Annotated in this window: 18 protein-coding genes; 11 read left to right on the top strand and 7 right to left on the bottom strand. The window is 68.6% G+C overall.

All coding sequences use genetic code 11. The annotated features are described in order from the left end of the window. Positions 1–92 precede the first annotated feature (92 nt). Positions 93–326 (bottom strand): DUF3073 domain-containing protein, encoded by a 234-nt coding sequence (locus AC1DH3_RS10390; protein WP_082492711.1) that lies wholly within the window; start codon positions 324–326, stop codon positions 93–95. 249 nt (positions 327–575) lie between these two features. Between AC1DH3_RS10390 and AC1DH3_RS10385 the strand changes: the two genes are divergently transcribed. From AC1DH3_RS10385 to AC1DH3_RS10370, 4 genes are all read left to right on the top strand, one after another. Continuing rightward, positions 576–1670 (top strand): hypothetical protein, encoded by a 1095-nt coding sequence (locus tag AC1DH3_RS10385; protein WP_476909248.1) that lies wholly within the window; start codon positions 576–578, stop codon positions 1668–1670. 114 nt (positions 1671–1784) lie between these two features. Next, positions 1785–2165 carry a DUF7793 family protein gene (locus tag AC1DH3_RS10380; RefSeq protein WP_476892281.1) on the top strand — a complete coding sequence of 127 codons (381 nt, stop codon included), beginning with the start codon at positions 1785–1787 and terminating at the stop codon, positions 2163–2165. Beyond that, positions 2152–3765, top strand: a complete 1614-nt coding sequence (locus tag AC1DH3_RS10375; RefSeq protein WP_476909247.1) for a putative bifunctional diguanylate cyclase/phosphodiesterase — start codon at positions 2152–2154, stop codon at positions 3763–3765. The genes AC1DH3_RS10380 and AC1DH3_RS10375 overlap by 14 nt, the downstream gene beginning before the upstream one ends. Positions 3766–3774: 9 nt before the next feature. Beyond that, positions 3775–4587 carry a class I SAM-dependent methyltransferase gene (locus AC1DH3_RS10370; protein WP_476909246.1) on the top strand — a complete coding sequence of 271 codons (813 nt, stop codon included), beginning with the start codon at positions 3775–3777 and terminating at the stop codon, positions 4585–4587. Between the two features lie 73 nt (positions 4588–4660). Here the strand turns inward: AC1DH3_RS10370 and clpB are convergent, their stop codons facing one another. Then, entirely contained in the window at positions 4661–7318 is a 2658-nt protein-coding gene (gene clpB / locus AC1DH3_RS10365; RefSeq protein WP_476909245.1) for an ATP-dependent chaperone ClpB, read from the bottom strand. 575 nt (positions 7319–7893) lie between these two features. Here clpB and AC1DH3_RS10360 point away from each other — a divergent pair. The 6 genes from AC1DH3_RS10360 (at position 7894) to AC1DH3_RS10335 (ending at position 14039) form a co-directional block, all read left to right on the top strand. Then, the gene (locus AC1DH3_RS10360) at positions 7894–8952 is read left to right on the top strand and encodes a LacI family DNA-binding transcriptional regulator (protein WP_476909244.1); all 1059 of its coding nucleotides are present in this window, start codon (positions 7894–7896) and stop codon (positions 8950–8952) included. 118 nt (positions 8953–9070) lie between these two features. Continuing rightward, a complete protein-coding gene (locus tag AC1DH3_RS10355) occupies positions 9071–10390 on the top strand; it encodes an MFS transporter (RefSeq protein WP_441416644.1) in 1320 nt (439 codons plus the stop codon). 104 nt (positions 10391–10494) lie between these two features. Next, positions 10495–11259 carry an SDR family oxidoreductase gene (locus tag AC1DH3_RS10350; protein WP_476909243.1) on the top strand — a complete coding sequence of 255 codons (765 nt, stop codon included), beginning with the start codon at positions 10495–10497 and terminating at the stop codon, positions 11257–11259. A 20-nt stretch (positions 11260–11279) separates the two neighbouring features. Next, a complete protein-coding gene (kce, locus tag AC1DH3_RS10345; RefSeq protein WP_476909242.1) occupies positions 11280–12212 on the top strand; it encodes a 3,5-dioxohexanoate:acetyl-CoA acetone transferase in 933 nt (310 codons plus the stop codon). Positions 12213–12216: 4 nt separating this feature from the next. After that, positions 12217–13206, top strand: coding sequence for a glycerate kinase (locus tag AC1DH3_RS10340; RefSeq protein ID WP_476909241.1), 990 nt, complete (start codon positions 12217–12219; stop codon positions 13204–13206). A 314-nt stretch (positions 13207–13520) separates the two neighbouring features. Then, on the top strand, positions 13521–14039 hold the full coding sequence (locus AC1DH3_RS10335) for a carboxymuconolactone decarboxylase family protein (RefSeq protein ID WP_476909240.1): 519 nt from the start codon (positions 13521–13523) through the stop codon (positions 14037–14039). 22 nt (positions 14040–14061) lie between these two features. Here the strand turns inward: AC1DH3_RS10335 and AC1DH3_RS10330 are convergent, their stop codons facing one another. The 5 genes from AC1DH3_RS10330 to AC1DH3_RS10310 all read right to left on the bottom strand — a co-directional run bounded on the left by AC1DH3_RS10330 (position 14062) and on the right by AC1DH3_RS10310 (position 18330). Continuing rightward, complete coding sequence (locus AC1DH3_RS10330) at positions 14062–15144, bottom strand: SDR family oxidoreductase (protein ID WP_476909239.1); 1083 nt, start codon at positions 15142–15144, stop codon at positions 14062–14064. 132 nt (positions 15145–15276) lie between these two features. Then, the gene (locus tag AC1DH3_RS10325) at positions 15277–16326 is read right to left on the bottom strand and encodes a sulfate/molybdate ABC transporter ATP-binding protein (protein ID WP_476909238.1); all 1050 of its coding nucleotides are present in this window, start codon (positions 16324–16326) and stop codon (positions 15277–15279) included. After that, positions 16323–17156, bottom strand: a complete 834-nt coding sequence (locus AC1DH3_RS10320) for an ABC transporter permease (protein WP_476891926.1) — start codon at positions 17154–17156, stop codon at positions 16323–16325. Before AC1DH3_RS10320 ends, AC1DH3_RS10325 begins: the two co-directional genes overlap by 4 nt. Beyond that, positions 17153–17923: a molybdate ABC transporter substrate-binding protein gene (modA, locus tag AC1DH3_RS10315; RefSeq protein WP_476909237.1), complete on the bottom strand. Its 771-nt coding sequence runs from the start codon at positions 17921–17923 to the stop codon at positions 17153–17155. The genes AC1DH3_RS10320 and modA overlap by 4 nt, the downstream gene beginning before the upstream one ends. Then, positions 17920–18330: a TOBE domain-containing protein gene (locus tag AC1DH3_RS10310; protein ID WP_476909236.1), complete on the bottom strand. Its 411-nt coding sequence runs from the start codon at positions 18328–18330 to the stop codon at positions 17920–17922. Before AC1DH3_RS10310 ends, modA begins: the two co-directional genes overlap by 4 nt. A 94-nt stretch (positions 18331–18424) precedes the next feature. Between AC1DH3_RS10310 and AC1DH3_RS10305 the strand changes: the two genes are divergently transcribed. Beyond that, positions 18425–19294 (top strand): DUF4031 domain-containing protein, encoded by an 870-nt coding sequence (locus AC1DH3_RS10305; protein ID WP_476909235.1) that lies wholly within the window; start codon positions 18425–18427, stop codon positions 19292–19294. Positions 19295–19327: the final 33 nt, after the last annotated feature.

The raw sequence follows: 19327 nt of genomic DNA, 5'->3' as shown, positions 1-19327 counted from the left end.
GCCGGGCACGCCCCGAAGAGGGTGTGGCCGGCGGGCCTGTAAAACTTGGTCGGCACCCTCGCTTGGCAAGGGGTGACCGGAAGAAGTGTCGACTAACCTATCCGACGGGAATCTACCTCGTCGTCGTCCTCTTCCACATCGTCCGCGTACTTATCCACATAAGCCGAATAATCCGGCTCAACGGGCTCACTCGAGAAGCGGCTCGGCGCACGACCCTCCGAGCTCTTGAGCTCACGCTGAAGCGCAGAGTAGTCAGTGTTCGGGGAATAGTACTTAATATCCCGAGCCTGCTTGGTAGCTTTTGCCTTTTGACGGCCGCGCCCCATGGCGTGACCCCCTTTTGTACTCGGACCGGAGGTGGTCACCATTGGCGTTCGGTGAGGCCCCGGAATGTTTGGTCAATTTGTCGTACACCTAGATTACATGCTTTCGGCGGTCACTGCTCGCCGCCCGAGCGCCTCCGCATGCGGCCCGGCAGCCTTCTTCGATAGAGTCTCTTGATGGGCTCCCGGAAACGCGGCCCGGAGCCGGGCATCCAGCCCCGGCAAAGACGCACGGAAGAGGTGAATTCCCGAGTGACCGAAAAGCCTGCGAGCGACGAGAACGCCAGGCGCGGCGATGCCGGAATGCCTGACGTTCCCCCTGCGGACGCCCCCGGAGAGCGGCCGGTCCCGGCCCCGCCGGCACGCATGCCCTCTTCCGTCCGCATCCCGCCCCGGCCTTCCGCGCCGCCGACGTCCGCCGTCCCGATTGTCCCGCGCAGCATCGCCTCAAGCACCCCTCCCTCAAGCACCACGCCCCTAAGCAGCACCGCGCCGGGCGCCACTGCCCCTGCACCCGCCGCGCCGTCCTCCCGGCGGGCCGCTGCCCGGTCCGAAGCCCGGGCGGGAGCCGAAACCTTGGCGGGGGCCGAAACCCGGTCCACGACGCCGGCCGCGGACGGCGGACGCGCCGGCGTCGAGGCCCCGAAGCGGAAGGCCGACAACCGGAAGACCACCTCCGGAGCCTCCCAATTCGGCAAGCTGCTCTCCGCCCAGGTGGCGCAACTCAGGACCTCAGACCTGGGGCCCCGCGCCCGGCAGCTGGGCGGCAGGCTGGGCGCGAGCGCCCGACGGGCGGGCCGGACCCTCTGGGCCGCCGCCCAACGGCTGGGCCTGGCGAAGGTCGGCGCCGCCCTGGCCGCCGTCGTCGTGCTGGGGCTGGTGATCTGGTGGCTGACCTCGCTGGGTGCCGCCACCCAGCAACCCACGGCCGGCACTTCGCCCGCTCCGGCCGGGTCCTCGTCCGCGGCCCCCGCGGCCCGGGGCCCGCTGCCGCTGGAAGGCGTCAACCCGATGGACTTCCGGCTCGGCGACTGCTTCAAGGACTTCGACGCAAACGCCCCCACCTCCACTGTCGTGGCCTGTGACACCGGACATTCGGCCCAGTTGGTGGCAGTGGACAGTTACGCCGCCGCCGACGCCTACCCGGGCCGTGACCCGCTGAAGCAGAAGGCGCTGGACACCTGCAAGGCGGCCCAGCTCACCGACAAGTCCGGGAACTACCAGTTCAGCTACAAACTGGCCTATCCGAGCTCCTCCAGCTGGGGCACCGGCGACCGGCGGGTGGACTGCTACTTCGTGGCCGACGGCGGAAACGTCATCAAGGAATCCCTTATCCCGCGGCTCTAGGGCTCCGTCAGCGTATTCTTCACGCCCGGCGGCGGGTTTTTCATGGACACCAGCGGAACCAACGGTACCTTTGAGGTGTTGCTGAATCTCTCGGCTGCCCATTCAGGAGGAGACATGGTCGTGGCACCGGATTCTGTCGACGGTGGAAAGGGGAGCGTCAAACTCCTCGCTGACGGCTACATCCACCTGCAGTGGCTACCCGGGATCAGCATTGAGGTCGCGGATGCCCGGGCGGCGATGGCGAAAGTGAACGAGGCCTGCCAGGGCGTCCCCCATCCGATGCTTGTCGACATGGCGGCGGTGGCTTCCGTCAGCCGTGAAGCCCGAAGCATCTGGTCCATCCCGTGCAGCGCCTCCCGCATCGCCCTGCTGGGACGGTCGCCCGTGGACCGGGTCCTGGCGAACTTCTTCCTGGGGGTTCATATACCGCCTTGCCCAACACGGTTTTTCACCTCGCGCAACGACGCCATGGAATGGCTCAGTGCCGACCGGTGAAAGGGGTCGGCAACGACAAGACAGCATCGCAACTGTCGACGTTCCTGAGACTCTTCCCTACACGGCTCCGGCCGACGGGGCTGTAGACGGCCGCCTGCAACTGCTGGTCGACGGCATCGTCCGGCTTGCTGCCGGCGAGCTGAGTGCGCGGATCGAACCCTCGGACCAACGCGATGAGATTGATGCCGTCATTACCGGCGTCAATCTCCTCGCCGAAGAACTCGGCCATATCCATTCGGACCTGGAAGAACGGGTGGCTGCCCGCACCGCCATGTTGCGGCGCACCCAGGTCGAGCTGGAGCAGATGGCCAAAACCGATGCTTTGACGGGCCTGGCCAATCGGACCCTGCTCAGCGAGCGAATCCAGGACGCGATCGGCGCCAGCGCACAGGGCGGCAGCGCCGCGGCCGTTCTCGTGTTGGATCTGGATTCCTTCAAAGCAATCAACGACACCATGGGGCACAGCGCCGGAGATGCCGTGCTTGTGGAGGTCTCCAGCCGTCTGCGCTCCGTGGTCCGGACCTCGGACACCGTGGCGCGCCTCGGCGGGGATGAATTCGCCGTCCTCATTGCAGGGGCGACCGAAGAGGAAGTCGTCCACATTGCGCAGCGGGCGCGGGAAGCCCTGCAGGAGTGCATACACGTGGGATCCGAAACGGTCTGGACCACGGCGAGCATCGGGATCTGCCTTCGCAATCCCGGACATAGCTCGGAGGAACTCATGCGCGATGCCGACATCGCCATGTATCAAGCCAAGGCCCAGGGCCGGAACAGAATCGAGCGCTTCCACCCGGATATGCTCGACGCCGTCAGGGAGCGATCGCGGATAACAGCCGAGTTGCGCACGGCGGCTTCCGAGGGACAGCTGGCACTTCTCTACCAGCCGGTCATTGAACTCGCCTCCGGGCGAGTCGCCGGCGTGGAGGCCCTCGTCCGGTGGCACCACCCGGTCCACGGAACCATCATGCCGGACAACTTCATCGGCATCGCGGAAGAAACCGGCCTCATCGTCGAGCTGGGTCGATGGATCCTGCACGAAGGAATCTCTCAGCTGAGCCGGTGGAAAAGGGAGGCACCGGATCTCACCGATTTCCGGCTGCACATCAATCTCTCGGCCGCCGAGCTCCTCAGAGGCGACCTGCTGCAGGACATCCGGGACACGTTGGAAAAGAACGACGTGCAACCGGGCCGGCTGGTGCTTGAGATCACCGAAACCGTCCTGATGTCCCCCGGAGCGGGAGAGGAACAGGTGCTGAGAGCCCTCCGCGCCATGGGTGTGGGACTGCAGATTGACGACTTCGGCACCGGGTACTCGTCCATCAGCTACCTCCGGACGCTTCCCGCAGACACAGTCAAGGTGGACCACTCCCTCATCAAGGACCTTGAGTCCGACCCCCGGCAGCAGAAATTCGTTTCTGCCATCCTCCAGCTGATCTCAGCGGCCGAGCTCGAGGCGATTGTGGAGGGCATCGAAACGGCCGGGCAGGCCGCAGAACTCAGGGCTATGGGTTGTCTCTACGGGCAGGGCTACTACTTCGGACGTCCGGAGCCCGCTGTAGACGCACTTAATCGGCTCCGCGCTGCCGGACAGCAAAGGTAAAGTGACGGCATGGCAAAGCTCTGGGACCGCATGCGGCTTATCCCGACAGTGGTTCGTCTCGCATCCCGGGCACCGAGGGATCCGCATGCCGCCTGGGACAAGTACTGGAAGGGCATCGACACGACGGGCAGGGCCGGAGACGTTCTCTGGGACGCCGATTCCGCTACGGAGCGCGGGCAGTACGCCGATCTGATCCGCGCCCACTTTGATCCGGCTCTTCCGGTCGTTGACGTGGGTTGCGGCAATGGGACGTACACCCGGTGGCTGGCCGGGCTTTTTCCACGGGTGATCGGAATCGATGTGTCCGCCGGCGCAATCGACAGAGCGGCTGCGGAAGCAGAAGATGTCCCCAATGCTGAGTTTATGGTCCTGGATGCTGCGGATACAGGCACGGGAGGACTTAGCTTGGAGCGGCTGGGCCCCGTCAACGTCTTCGTCCGCGGAGTCTTTCACGTCCTGAAACCCGACAAGCAAGCCGCCATGGTGGAAAACCTGCGGACGGCAGTTGGGGACAAGGGCCGGATCTTTTTGGCGGAAACCAATTTCCCCGGCAACAGCCTGGACTATTTGGCGGAGCTCGGGGCCACCCGAGAGAACGTACCGCGCCAGCTGCGCCGGGCGCTGGAAAACCTGCCACGGCCGGGCCGCTTCGGTGCCCGCGAACGCCACGCCTTGTTCCCGGACGCGGACTGGCAGCTCATCGAGGACGGCCCGATCAGCATCGAGGTGGTCCCCATGAGGTCCGAGAATGCCCGCCAAAGCGTTCCGGGATATTTCGCCCTTATGGCGGGAACCGGCAAAGCCCCGGGCCAGCAGAGCTGACATTCAACGAAAAGGCCGCCCACAGGTGGAATCCGGCGGGCGGCCCTTGCCGTTCGCGGCGTGACTCCTTGCGTTACTCCTTGCGGCGGACCGAGAGCCCGCTGCCGGTGGACGCTCCGCCGTCGGGCCGCGCGGACACGTCCGCGCCGCCCATGGTGAGCTCCATCAGATCCGGGGCGGTGTCCACCAGGACCGTGTCGCCGTCGGCGATCTCGCCGGCCAGGATGGACTTGGCCAGCCGGTCTCCGATCTCCCGCTGCACCAAGCGGCGCAGCGGCCGGGCGCCGTAGGCAGGGTCGAAGCCGGTGACGGCCAGCCAGGCCCGCGCGCCTTCCGATACTTCGAGAGTCAGGCGGCGGCCCTTGAGCCGTTCGCCCAGCTCCTTGACCTGCAGCTCGACGATCTCGGCGAGTTCCTCGACGCTCAGCGGGTCGAAAAGCACCACCTCGTCGAGCCGGTTCAGGAATTCGGGCTTGAAGGAGGCGTGCACCGTGGCCATGACCGCATCCCGCTTGGCGGCGGCGTCGAGGTTCGGGTCCACGAGGAACTGGCTGCCCAGGTTGGAGGTCAGGACCAGGATCACGTTCCGGAAGTCCACGGTGCGGCCCTGGCCGTCGGTGAGGCGGCCGTCGTCGAGCACCTGCAGGAGGATGTCGAAGACCTCCGGGTGGGCCTTCTCCACCTCGTCGAGCAACAGGACGGAGTACGGACGACGGCGGACAGCCTCGGTCAGCTGGCCGCCCTCCTCGTAGCCCACGTAGCCCGGAGGCGCCCCGACCAGCCGCGCCACGGAGTGCTTCTCCGAGTACTCGGACATGTCGATCCGCACCATGGCCCGCTCGTCGTCGAAGAGGAAGTCCGCGAGCGCCTTGGCCAGCTCGGTCTTGCCGACGCCGGTCGGGCCCAGGAAGAGGAAGGATCCGGTGGGCCGGTTGGGGTCGCTGATACCGGCGCGGGCCCGGCGCACGGCGTCGGAGACGGCGGTGACCGCCTTGGTCTGGCCGATCAGCCGTTCGCCCAGGACGTGCTCCATCTCCAGCAGCTTCTGGCTCTCGCCCTGCAGCATGCGCCCGGCCGGGATGCCGGTCCACGCGGAGATCACCTCGGCGATGTCATCCGCGGTCACCTCGTCGGCCACCATCTGTCCGGACTTGTCGGTCACGGCCGCTTCGGCCTCGGCCGCGGCCTTGAGTTCGCGCTCCAGGGCCGGGATCTCGCCGTAGAGGATCCGGGACGCCGTCTCGAAGTCGCCCTCGCGCTCAGCTTTTTCCTCCGCGGACCGCAGCTCATCCAGCTTGGCGCGCAGGTCGCCGGCACGGTTCAGGCCCGCCTTCTCGGTCTCCCAGCGGGCGTTCAGGGCCGCGAGCTCCTCCTTCTTGTCCGCCATGTCGGCGCGCAGAGCGGCAAGGCGTTCCACCGAGGCCGGGTCGGTCTCGCCGGCCAGGGCCAGTTCCTCCATGGTCAGCCGGTCCACCTGGCGGCGCAGCTGGTCGATCTCCTCCGGGGCGGAGTCGATCTCCATCCGCAGCCGGGACGCGGCCTCATCGACGAGGTCGATCGCCTTGTCCGGCAGCTGCCGGCCGGAGATGTACCGGTTGGACAGGGTCGCCGCGGCCACGAGGGCGGAGTCGGAGATGGAAACCTTGTGGTGCGCCTCGTAGCGTTCCTTCAGTCCGCGCAGGATGCCGATCGTGTCATCCACGCTCGGTTCGCCGACGAAGACCTGCTGGAAGCGGCGTTCCAGCGCCGGGTCCTTTTCGATGTTCTCGCGGTATTCGTCGAGCGTGGTGGCGCCGATCAGCCGGAGTTCACCGCGGGCGAGCATGGGCTTGAGCATGTTGCCGGCGTCCATCGAGCTGTCCCCGGAGGCGCCCGCGCCGACCACGGTGTGGAGCTCGTCGATGAAGGTGACGATCTGGCCCTCGGAGCTCTTGATCTCCTCCAGCACCGCCTTGAGCCGCTCCTCGAATTCGCCGCGGTACTTGGCGCCCGCCACCATCGAGGCCAGGTCCAGGGCAACCAGGGTCTTGCCGCGCAGGCTCTCGGGCACGTCGCCGGCCACGATCCGCTGGGCCAGGCCTTCGACGACGGCGGTCTTGCCGACGCCGGGTTCGCCGATGATCACCGGGTTGTTCTTGGTGCGGCGGCTGAGGACCTGGATGATGCGGCGGATCTCGGCGTCGCGCCCGATCACCGGGTCCAGCTTGCCGGAGCGCGCGATCGCGGTCAGGTCGGTGCCGAACTTCTCCAGCGCTTGGAAGGTGTTTTCGGGGTCGGCGTTGTCCACCTTGCGGTCGCCGCGGACCCCGGGCAGCGCTGCGAGCAGCGCCTCGTGGGAGGCGCCGGCATCGCGGAGCAGCCGCCCGACGTCGTCGCTGCCGGAGGCGAGGCCCAGCAGCAGGTGCTCGGTGGAGACGAAGGTGTCGCCGAGCCGTTCCGCCTCGTTCTGCGCGTTCTTGATGGCCTGCATCGCGGCGCGGGAAAGCTGGGCCTGCTGCACGGAGCCGCCCGAGGTGGAGGGGAGGGCCTTGATGGCGGAGCTGGCCTGGACGCTGACGGCATCCGGATCGGTTCCGGTGGCGCGGAGGAGCGCGACGGCGACCCCCTCGCGCTGGTCCATGAGCGCCTTAAGCAGATGGGCCGGTTCCAGCTGCGGGTTTCCGGCCGTCGAGGCGTTCATGGCTGCTGCCGAAAGAGCCTCCTGGCTCTTGGTAGTGAATTTCGCGTCCAAAGAGAGCTCCTTCCGGGATAAAACTGTCGTCAAAGTTGAGTCTAGCCCGCTCAACTTTGGAATTGGCTCCTTTAGCTCCATGTTTGCCCACGGCGAAACTGCTGTCTAGGGCCGGAGTCCTCCGGCGCGGCCGGGCGTCCTTACGGACATGCCCATCCTTCGCGCGGGGCGCTGGGCATGCCCGGCCTCAGCCCTTCGAGCGTCCGGACATGCCCATCCTTCGCGCGGGGCGCTGGGCATGCTCAGCCGCCACCCTTCGAGCTTCCGGACATGCCCATCCTTGGCTCGGGGCGCTGGGCATGCCCGGCCTCAGCCCTTGGAGCGTCCGGACATGCCCATTCCTCGCGCCTACGAATGGACATAGTCCGGATATGTCTACTGGCCGAGTCCAAGGATGGGCATGTCCGTTGGGCTGGCTGCGGAAACCGAGCGAACCCAGGCCAGAGCATGTCCGTCGGACCGGATGCCACACCCGGACATCCCACCCCACATCACTTAACGTTGCTTAACGTTGTGCGGGTTACTTACTGTAACTGAGGTCACAGGGACCGAAACCGATGCGAAGGAGGGTCAGAATGCAGGAACAAGCCACCACCGTTGCCACCGATGGCCCCGTTGCGCCGGTTTCCGCGGCAGCCGTGGCCCGCGCGGCCGGCGTCTCCTCGGCCGCGGTGTCCTACGTCCTCAACGGCAAGGGCGGTGTCTCGCCGGAGACCCGGCGCCACATCATCCACGTGGCGAACGAGCTGGGCTTCAGGCCCCGTAAGTCCTCCCAGTCCACCGATCTGCAGCGCACCCGCGTGATCGGCCTGATCCTGCCCAACATCATCAACCCGATGTTCCCGCGCTGGGCGCAGGGCGTCATTTCCGCGGCAGCCGATTCCGGCTACGAGGTCTTTGTCGCCACCACCCAGGACGATCCGGAGGTCCTCGCCCAGGTCACGTCCACGCTCGCGAACCGCAACGTGGACGGCGTCATCCTCGCCGCCTCGCTCCGGGACGATGCGCGCGCCCTCCGCACGCTGAGGTCCGCCCGGATCCCCTACGTCTGCCTGTCCCGCCGGGCGGACTTCCTCGATTCAGACTTTGTCGGGATCGACGACGACGCCGCCGCGACGCTGCTGATGCAGCACATGCTCGCCCACGGCTACACCGAGATCGCCACCGTGATCGGCCCCCGCTTTTCCACCGCTTCACTGGCCCGGGAACAGGCCTTCGTGCGGACGGCGGCCGCCGCCGGCGTCGTCATCAGCGGGGACCGCAAGATCAGCACCCGGGTGAACAACGAAGGCGGCCGGCTGGCCGCGGAACGTCTCTTCGCCTCCGGAACCCCGCCGCAGGCAGTGGTCTGCGGCAGCGACGAGCTCGCCATCGGCGTGATGGAGTACGCCCTGGCGCGGGGCCTGCGGATCCCGGAGGACGTGGCCGTGGCCGGCTGCGACGGGCTGCCGCACAGCCGCTCCGGACTGATCAACCTGACCAGCATTGTCCAGCCGCAGCAGGAGATGGCCCATGAGGCCTTCGCCATGCTACTCAAACGCATCGAAGCCCCGTCCCGGAACTACACCTCGCTGGTGTGCCGGCACCGCCTCCACATCGGCCGCACCTGCGGCTGTACCCCCGCCCTCACCTAGTCACCACACCAACCGCAACTCCCCAAACGCACCACCTCGCAGCGTCGGCTGCCGATTGAACGCTGCCCGCTGTCCGCCCTGACCATCAATCCTGACCCCAATTCAAGGACGAAGACCCATGTCAGTTGTATCCGCACCAACGAAGATGCGCACACCGCAGGAAATTAACGGCGTGATCCTGCGCCGAGTCATGCCGCTGCTGATCGGCGCCTACATCATGGCGTTCCTGGACCGCACCAACATCGGTATGGCCAAGGACCGCCTGGAGATTGACCTCGGCATCTCCGCCACCGCCTACGGCATCGGCGCCGGCCTGTTCTTCCTGACCTACGCCCTCTCCGAAATCCCCTCCAACCTGATCATGCACAAGGTGGGCGCCCGCTTCTGGATCATGCGGATCATGATCACCTGGGGCATCATCTCGGCCGGCATGGCCTTCGTGCAGGGAGAGTGGTCCTTCTACATCATGCGGATGCTGCTCGGCGTCGCCGAGGCCGGGCTCTTCCCAGGCGTTATGTACTTTCTGACCCAGTGGTTCGTGGTCAAGGACCGCGCCAAGGCCAACGGCATGTTCCTGCTGGGCGTCTCGATCGCCAACATCGTCGGCGCCCCGCTCGGCGGGCTGCTGCTGACCCTGGACGGCCTCGGCGGCCTGCACGGCTGGCAGTGGATGTTCCTCGTCGAGGGCCTGCCGGCCTGCGTCCTGGCCTACGTCGTCTGGAAGAAGCTCCCGGACCGGCCCAGCAAAGCCACGTTCCTCAGCCCCGAGGAGGCCGCCGACCTTGAGGCCCGGATCGCCGCCGAAGAGAAGGCCGGCGCGGAAGCCTCCGGCAACCACCGCCTCCGCGACGTCCTGAAAGACAAGCAGATCCTCCTGGTCGTGGGCGTCTATTTCACCCACCAGATTGCCGTCTACGCCCTGTCCTACTTCCTGCCCTCCATCATCGGCACCTACGGCAAGCTCAACCCGCTGCAGATCGGCCTGCTGACCGCCATCCCGTGGATCTTCTCCGCGGCCGGCGCGCTGCTGGTTCCCCGCTTCGCCACCGACGGCAAACGCTCCCGCCTCCTGGTCACCGGCACCATGATCGGCATCATCGCCGGCTTCGCGCTCGGCGCCGTCGGCGGCCCGCTGCTCGGCATGATCGGCTTCTGCCTGGCCGCCTTCAACTTCTTCGCCCTGCAGCCGATCCTCTTCACCTACCCGGCCACCCGCCTCAGCGGCGCCGCCCTCGCCGGCGGCATCGCGTTCGTCAACACCATCGGCCTGCTCGGCGGCTTCCTCGGCCCCTACGTCATGGGCTTCATGCAGGATGCCACCGGCTCCAAGCTCTCCGGCCTGTGGTTCATCGTGGGCATGTGCATCATCGGTGCACTGCTGTCCCTGATGCTCAAGCGCGGCACCGAGAAGCCCGACGTCGTCCCCGCTGCCCACTAAGCGCCCGACGCCGGCCGCCACCGAACGCTCCACCGCCAACGCTCTGCCGGCGCCCCTGCGCGCCGGCGGAGCGGCTCACCGAACCACCACCGCAAGGAATACCCATGGATTTCACCGCAAAACGCGTTCTGGTCACCGCCGGCGCCAACGGCATCGGCCTGGCCATCGCGAGCAAGTTCCAGCAACTCGGCGCCGCCGTCTTCGTCACCGACATTGACCCCGACGCCGTCGAGAAGGCCCGCGTCAACGGCCTCGCCGCTGCGGTCAGCGATGTCTCCGACGAAGCCCAGGTGCGCGCCCTCATGACCACCGTGGCCGACGAACTAGGAGGGCTGGACGTGCTGGTCAACAACGCCGGCATCGCCGGCCCCACCGGCCCGCTCGAAACCCTCGACGCCGCCGCCTGGAAGGCCACCTTCGACGTCAACATCCACGGCCAGTTCTACTGCATCAAGCACGCGCTGCCCCTGCTCCGGCAGGGCACCGGCGCCTCGATCGTGAACCTCTCCTCCGCGGCGGGACGGCTCGGCATGGCCGGGCGCAGCGCCTACTCCGCGTCCAAGTGGGCCGTCGTCGGGCTGACCAAGACGCTCGCAATCGAACTGGGACCGGACCGGATCCGGGTCAACGCGATCTGCCCCGGCGCCGTCAACGGGCCCCGGATCGACGCCGTCATCGCGGCCAAGGCGCAGATGCTGGACCTCCCGGCGGACCAGGTTTCCGAGCTCTATCACAACCAGTCCTCCCTCGGCCGGCTGATCGAGGCGGAGGACATCGCGAACATGGCCGCCTTCGCCGCGAGCGACCTGGCCCGCAACGTCAACGGCCAGGCCCTCGCCGTCGACGGCAACACCGAAAAGCTTTACTGAGCCCCGAAGGAGCGACCCCCATGGCTGCTGCACGCAAAGTCATCATCACCAGCGCCGTCACCGGCGCCATCCACACCCCGTCCATGTCCCCGCACCTGCCGGTGTCGCCGGATGAAATCGCCGACGCCGCGATCGGTGCCGCCGAGGCCGGCGCCGCGATCGTGCACATGCACGCCCGCGACCCGAAGGACGGCCGGCCCTCGCAGGACCCGGAGCACTTCGCCCCGATCCTGGACAAGCTCAAGCGCAATACCGACGCCGTCATCAACATCACGACCGGCGGCTCCCCCCACATGACCGTGGAGGAGCGCATGCAGCCTGCCGCGCTGTTCAAGCCCGAACTGGCCTCGCTGAACATGGGGTCGATGAACTTCGGCCTCTACCCGATGCTGGACCGTTTCACGGACTTCGGCCACGAGTGGGAGCGCGAAGGACTCGATAAGAGCCGCGACCTGGTCTTCAAGAACACCTTCCAGGACATTGAAACCATCTTAGGGCTCGGCAACGAGAACGGCACCCGGTTCGAATTCGAGTGCTACGACATCTCCCACCTGAACAACCTGGCCCACTTCCACGCCCGCGGCCTGGCCCGCGGCCCCCTGTTCGTCCAGTCCGTTTTCGGCCTGCTCGGCGGGATCGGCGCCCACCCGGAAGACCTCATGCACATGCGCCGCACCGCTGACCGGCTGCTGGGCGATGATTACCAGTGGTCCATCCTGGGCGCCGGCAAGAACCAGATGCCGCTCGCAACGATCGGTGCGGCCATGGGTTCGCATGTCCGCGTCGGACTGGAGGACTCGCTCTGGATCGGCCCCGGCCAGCTCGCCACGTCCAACGCCCAGCAGGTCACCCGGATCCGCACCATCCTGGAGGCGCTCAACTTCGAGATCGCCACCCCGGACGAGGCCCGCGAAATGCTGCAGCTCAAGGGCCGCGACAAAGTGGGATTCTAGGCCGGTGAGCATCCTCGTTGCCCCGGACAGTTTCAAGGGGACCTTCCCGGCAGCGGACGTCTGCGCCCACATCGCTGCCGGGATCCGCGCGGCCGGGGCGGCCGCCGTCCAACTGCCGGTGGCCGACGGCGGCGAGGGGACCTTCGACGTGCTGGTCCGGGGCCTCGACGCCCGGCCGGTCCGGGTCCGCACGGTGGGACCTTGGGGCGACGACGTCGAGGCGGTCATCGCGCTGGCGCCGGACGGCACCGCCGTCGTCGAGCTCGCGTTCGCCAGCGGCCTGAACCTGCCCAGCACCGGCGACCGGGACCCCTTCCGCGCCAGCACGTACGGCACCGGGGTGATGATGGCGGAGGCCGTCCGGCTCGGTGGCCGGCGGGTGCTGGTGGCGGCCGGCGGCTCCGCGACCACCGACGGCGGGGCCGGGGCCATCGCCGCCATCGAGGAGCGCGGCGGCCTGGACGGCGCCGAGGTGGTGGTGCTCAGCGACGTGACCACCCGCTTCGCCGACGCCGCCCGGGTCTTCGGCCCGCAGAAGGGCGCGGACCCGGCCACGGTGGAGGTACTCACGTGGCGGCTCGACGAGCTGGCGGACGGGTTTGCCCGCGAACTGGGCCGTGACCCCCGGCCGTTGGAGCGAACCGGGGCCGCCGGCGGCTTCTCCGGCGGCATGTGGGCGAAGTACGGGGCCAGCCTGGTCTCAGGCGCCGACCATGTGCTGGACCTGCTCGGCTTCGAGGCCCACGCCGCCGCCAGCACCGCGGTGGTGGTCGGGGAGGGCCGGCTGGACTCCCAGACCGGCCAAGGCAAGATCATCGCCGCCATCCTGGCCCGCAGCGGCACGACGCCCGTGTACGCCGTCGTCGGCTCCGTCCACGAGGACCTGGGCGACTATGCCGACAACTTTGCCGGCGTAATCGTGGCCAGCGATGCGGAAGCCCTGGTGGCCGCGGGGTCGCAAGTGGCACGCATCGCCGGACACGCCCTGCCCTGACCCCGGGCTGCTCCCCCGGAGGACGGACATGCCCATCCCCGGCCTCGAACGGTGGGCATAATCCCACTATGTCCATTCTTCGTGCCAAGGGTTGGGCATGTCCCCGGGGCGGCCGCGGGGAGAGGGGGCATGCGCGGCGGCAGGCGTCGAGGGTTGGACATGTCCCGCAAAAAAGAAGCGATCCGGCGGTCGGCTCCCCCAAGGAACCGACCACCGGATCGAATTATGGCTACACGCAAAGCTTGTCACACGTTTGACAACTTTGTCACATGACGCGCGGGCGGTACTGGCCGGACCTCTGTAATCTGGGAGTCATGGATGAGACTCCGGCACCCGGGCACAGCACCCGCAGCGTTTTCCTGGACAAGGCGCACCCCGCCGCGTGGCGCGCGCTCAACGGCCTGGGCCTGAAGGCCAAGGAAGCCGCGGAGGAGGCAGGGCTGGACCAGACGCTGATCGAGTTGCTGAACGTCCGCATCTCGCAGATCAACGGCTGTGCCTTCTGCCTGGACCTTCACGTGGGGGACGCGGTCAAGAACGGTGAATCAGCCCAGCGCCTAGCGGTGCTCCCGGCCTGGCGCGACACCACCCTTTTCAGCGAAAAGGAACGTGCGGCCCTGACTCTGGCCGAGGCGATCACCAACATCTCCGACGCCGAGGCCCGCGAGCGCGACGGAGGCCGGGCGCGCAGGCACCTCACCGACGTCGAGTTCTCCGCCATCAGCTGGCTGGCGATCACGATGAACGCCTTCAACCGCGTCTCGATCGTCAGCCAGCACCCGGTGCGGAACAAGGCCCAGGGCAGCAAGGACCAGGAAACCCAACCCAAGTAACAACCGGCCCCGCAGCCGGCGGCTACGGGATCAGCCGGTCCGCCCGGAGCCGGTCAAAGAGCACTGTGAACGAGTCCAGGGTCCGGCGGTACCCGGTGAAGCCCGCGAGGCGGCTCTTGCTCATGTCGGCCAGCACCTCGATGTTGCGTCCCAGGTCGCCGTCGGTGTGCCACCACGAGGAGACCCGCGCGAGGTCCGGTTCGGCGAGTCCATGCCGGGCGGCCAAATCCGCCCACACCGTTTCCATGCCCCGCATCTGCTCTTCCAGCGGCCTGGGTTCGTTCTCGAAGCCAACGGCTTCGACGCCGAAATATGCGGCAAGGCGCGGCCACATCCAGCGCCAGCGGAAGACGTCGCCGTCGACGATGTTGTACGCCTGATTGCCTGCCGACTCCGCGGTGGCTGCCCAGAGCATGTGCTCTGCCAGCAGTCCGCTGTCGGTCATATCGGTGAGGCTGTTCCACTGCGTCTCCGAGCCGGGGAAGATGAACGGCCGGTCCAGCTCCTTGCAGAGTGACGCCTGTACCGCGAGGGTGGTCCCCATGTTCATGGCGTTGCCCACGGCGTGGCCGATGACCGTGTGCGCACGGTGAACCGACCAGCTGAACCCCTGGCGTTCGGCCGCGGCCCACAGTTCGTCCTCCTGGGCGTAGTAGAAGTTGGGCACCGGCAGCCGCGGTTCCTCCTCATGGAAGGGCGTGTCCGGCATTTCCCCCGCGGCGTAGGCCTCAAAGGGGCCCAGATAGTGCTTCAGCCCGGTCATCAGGGCGACGTGTTCCACCGGGCTGTCGCGCAGGGCGTTAAGCAGGTTCCGCAGCAGCGCGGCGTTGACTTCGATGTTTTCCCGTTCGGTGTCCTGCCGCGACCAGGCGGTGAAGAACACGTGGGTCGGGCTTTCGCCGGCCAGCGCGGCCGTAAGGCTCTCCGGTGAGCTGAGGTCCGCACTAACGGGCCGCACCCCGGGGCGGGCAACGACGCCGCGGGACAGGGCCAAGACGTCCCAGCCTGTTTCCGCAAGGAGGGTGACGAGGGCGGACCCGGCGATGCCGCTGGCTCCGACCACCAGTGCGGTGCGTCCATGGGCTGGGGCTGGGTTGTTCTGCACGAGATTCCTCCTGGTTGCGGGGCGGGCCTCTCTCCACCCTAGGCCGTGGGGCCGGCCCGGCTGATACCGGGGCGTGGCCCAGAGCCGCCGGGACCGGGGCGTGGCCCAGACCCGGCCGGCACTCCAGTGCCCCTACGCCGGGTAAATCGACACCGCCGCCGCCTTGACCACGAAGTAGACGCCCACTCCGGGCGCCAGGCCGAGGTCCGCCGACGCGGCGGGCGTCACGTCCGCGGACAGTTCCCCGGCCCGGACCCGGATCTGGTCGCCATGCGGTTCCAGGTCGGTGACCGTGACCGGGAAGGAGTTGCGCGGGCTGCCGTGTGCTTCGCTGAGGAAGACGGAGACGGCCGACGGCGGGAAGGCCGCCACGCCGCTTTGGCCGGGAACCGGCGGATCCTCATGCCGGCCGGCGAATTCCTGGCCCGCGGCCGTCCGGAGCCCGGCCGCGGTGACGGTGCCGGCCACGAGGTTCAGCCCGGCCAGCCCGGCGGCGAAGCGGCTGCGGGGCCGCTGGAGCACGTCCCGGGTGGGGCCGTCCTCGGTGATCCGGCCCTGTTCCAGCACGATCACGCGGTCGGCGAGCATGTAGGCGTCCAGGACATCGTGCGTGACGATGATGGCCCGGCGCCCGGCCAGGACCCGCTTCAGCAGCCGCCGCAGCAGCGGGGCTGCGTGGACGTCCAGGGCGGCCATCGGCTCGTCCAGCAGGAGCAGCCCGGGATCGGCGGCCAGAGCCCGGGCCACCGCGACCCGCTGGGCCTGACCGCCGGAGAGCTCCCCAGGCCGCCGTCCGGCGAGGTCCGCCGCGTCGACCTCCGCCAGCCAGCGCCGGGCCGTCTGCCTTGCGTGGGCCCTCGGAACGCCGGCGCTCCGGGGGCCGAAGGCAACGTTTTCGAGGACCGTCAGATGCGGAAATAGCAGCGGCTCCTGGGCCAGCAGGGCGGTGCCGCGGCGGTGCGGCGCGGTCCAGGTGTTCTGCCCGGGCCCCAGCTCGAAGAGGATCCGGCCGTCCACCTGCGCCCGTCCGGCATCGGGGCGGAGCAGGCCCGCGACCACGGAGAGCAGGGTGGACTTCCCGGCCCCGTTCGGCCCGAGCACGGCCACCGTCTCCGCGTCCGCCAGGCTCAGCGAGACGTCGAACCCGCGGGCGGCGACGGCGGCGTCGAGCGTGAACGTCATCCCCGCACCTGCCCGGCGGCCGCGGGGCTGCCTGCACGGCGGCCGGCCGCGGCCGGTCCCCGGTAGCTGAGCCCGACGACGATGACCGCCACCGCGACGAGCAGCAGCGAGAGGGCGACGGCGGCGTCGGCGTCGGTCTCGCGCTGCAGGTAGATTTCCAGCGGCAGGGTGCGGGTGACGCCCTGGAGGCTGCCGGCGAAGGTGAGGGTGGCGCCGAATTCGCCGAGACTGCGGGCGAAGGAGAGCACGGCCCCTGAGGCGAGGCCCGGCAGGACCAGCGGTACGGTGACACGGCGCAGCACCGTGGTGGGACGGGCGCCTAGGGTTGCCGCCACCGCCTCGTAACGGCTGCCCGCGGAGCGCAGCGCACCTTCGAGGCTCACCACGAGGAAGGGCAGCGCGACGAAGGCCTGGGCGAGCACCACCGCCGTCGTCGAGAACGCGATCTGGATGCCGGCCACCTCGAGGCTCCGGCCCAGCAGGCCCTGCCGGCCGAAGGTGTAGAGCAGCGCGATGCCGCCCACCACCGGCGGCAGCACCAGCGGCAGCAGCACGAACGAGCGCAGCAGTCGCTGGCCCGGGAAGGCGCCCCGGGCCAGCACCAGGGCCAGCGGGACGCCGAGCAGCACGCAGAGCACCGTACTCGCCGCCGCCGTGCGCAGGCTGAGCCCCAGTGCCGTGAGCGAGGCTTCCGAGGTGAGCAGCGGGACGAACTGCGGCCAGTTGACCCTGGCGACCATGGCGGCGAGGGGCAGCAGAACGAACAGCGCCCCGGCCGCGGCGATGGCCTGCACCCAGCGCGGAATGCCGCTGTAGCCGTGGCGCGTCACGGGCTGCCGAAGCCCGCGTCGGCGAGGACCTTCCGGCCACCGGCTCCGGTGACCAGCGAAATGAAGGCGTCCGAGAGTTCCTGGTTTCTGCTGGTCTTCAGCGCGGCGATCGGATAGTGGTTGACGGCGGCGGCCGCCTCGGGGAACGGGATCCCCCTGACCTTGCTCCCGGCCGCCCGGACGTCGGTGACATAGACGAGTCCGGCGTCGGCTTCTCCCGAGGTGACCTTGCCCAGCACGTCGGTGACGGAGGATTCCTCGCTGACGGGCTTCAGGGCCACGCCGCTCTTCCCCTCGACCGACTTCGCCGCCGCTCCGCACGGGACCTGGGCCGCGCACACCACCACTTTGACCCCGGGTTTCGCCAGATCGGCGAAGGAGCCGATGCCCGCGGGGTTGGCCGGTGGCACGGCGATGGCCAGGACGTTGCTGGCGAAGTTCCGGGGCGCGCCTGCCACCAAACCTGCGTCGGCGACCTTGGCCATGTTCTTCAGGTCCGCGGAGGCGAACACGTCCGCGGGTGCGCCTTGGCTGAGCTGGGTGGCGAGGTCGGCGGACCCGGCGAAGCTGAGTACCACCTTGGTTCCGGGGTGGCCGGCCTCAAACTCCCGGGCCAGGGCAGTGAAGGGCGCCTTGAGCGAGGCCGCCGCGAACACTGTCAGGTTCTTCTCCGCCCCTCCCCCGCCGGCCGGTGCGGCGCAGGCGGCGGTCCCTGCTGCGAGGGCTCCCGCCAGCAGGAGGGCGGCGGCCTTCCGCAGCCGGCTCATACGAGGGCCCTTCCATGCGGGCTTTCGATGATCACCGTGGTGGCTTTCACGACGGCGGTGGCCACGGAGCCCAGTTCCAGGCCGAGTTCGCGGACCGCCTCGCTGCTCATCAGCGACACCACCCGGAACGGCCCGCACTGCAGCTCCACCTGGGCCATGACGGTGTCGGCCGTGATGGCCGTGACCAGTCCGACGAAGCGGTTCCGGGCCGAACTCCCGGCGCGGGCAGGGTCCTCGGGCAGTTTCGCCTGCTCCCGGGCCAGGGTGGCGAGCTCGAGCCCGTCCACGGCGAGCCGGCCCGATTCATCCCTGAGCGGCGTGAGGCTCCCGTTTTCGGTCCAGCGGCGGACGGTGTCGTCGCTGACGCCGAGGAACCGGGCGGCTTCCGAGACGCGAAAACTAGGCATAGAGACACTGTAACCCGCATTTGCGGAGAATCCGGCCGTTTTCCTTTTCATCTCCGGGTCACCGCTCAATTTGGCCGCCTCGTAGACTTCCTGCATGGCCGTATACCTCGATCCCCCGCTCTGGCCCGCCCACGGAACGCACTTTTCGCACCTCATCTCGGACAGCTCGCTGGATGAGCTCCACACCTTCGCGCGGGCCGCGGGCATCCCGGAGCGGGCGTTCGACGGCGACCACTACGACGTGGCCGAGGCCCGCTACGACGCCCTAGTGGCGGCCGGCGCCGTCCCCGTCGAGGGCCGGATCCTGGTCCGCAAACTGATCGAAAGCGGCCTGCGGATTCCTGCGCGGCGACGCAACGGATCGCTGAAACTGCCGCTGCTGACCCGCTGGAACGAGGCCCTCCCCGGCCACGACGCGCTCTTCCTCGACCTGCTGGACCGCTGGGGCGAGGACCACCGGAAGTACCACGGCCGCACCCACCTGCTCGCCGTGCTGGAGGCCCTGGACCGGCTGACCACGCCGGCACGGCCACCGCGGACCGTGCTGCTCGCGGCTTGGTTCCACGACGCCGTCTACCTCGGCATCGCCGGCGAAGACGAGGAGGAGTCTGCCCGGCTCGCCGAGGAGCGGCTGGAGCGCGCGGGGCTTCCCGCCGACGAGGTCGACGAGGTCGCGCGGCTGGTCAGGATGACGGCGGACCATCGGCCGGATCCCGACGACGAACCCGCCGCCCTGCTCAGCGATGCCGACCTCTCCGTCCTGGCCGGCGATCCCGGCGCCTACGCCCGCTATCTTGCGGCCGTCCGCGAAGACTTCGCCCACATTGGCGACGCAGATTTCGCCGCCGGACGCGCCGCCGTCGTCCGCCAGCTCCTTGAACTGGACCCCCTCTTCCACACCGCGCGCGGCCGCGAACTGTGGCAGGACACGGCCCGCCGGAACCTGCAGGGCGAACTTGCCTGACTCGGTCCCGCCACCACATCGCGGGGTCACTTA

This window comes from Arthrobacter sp. 05L428, assembly GCF_056397665.1.
Note: the sequence above shows the minus strand (reverse complement) of the source record. Positions and strands in the feature narration are given on the sequence as shown.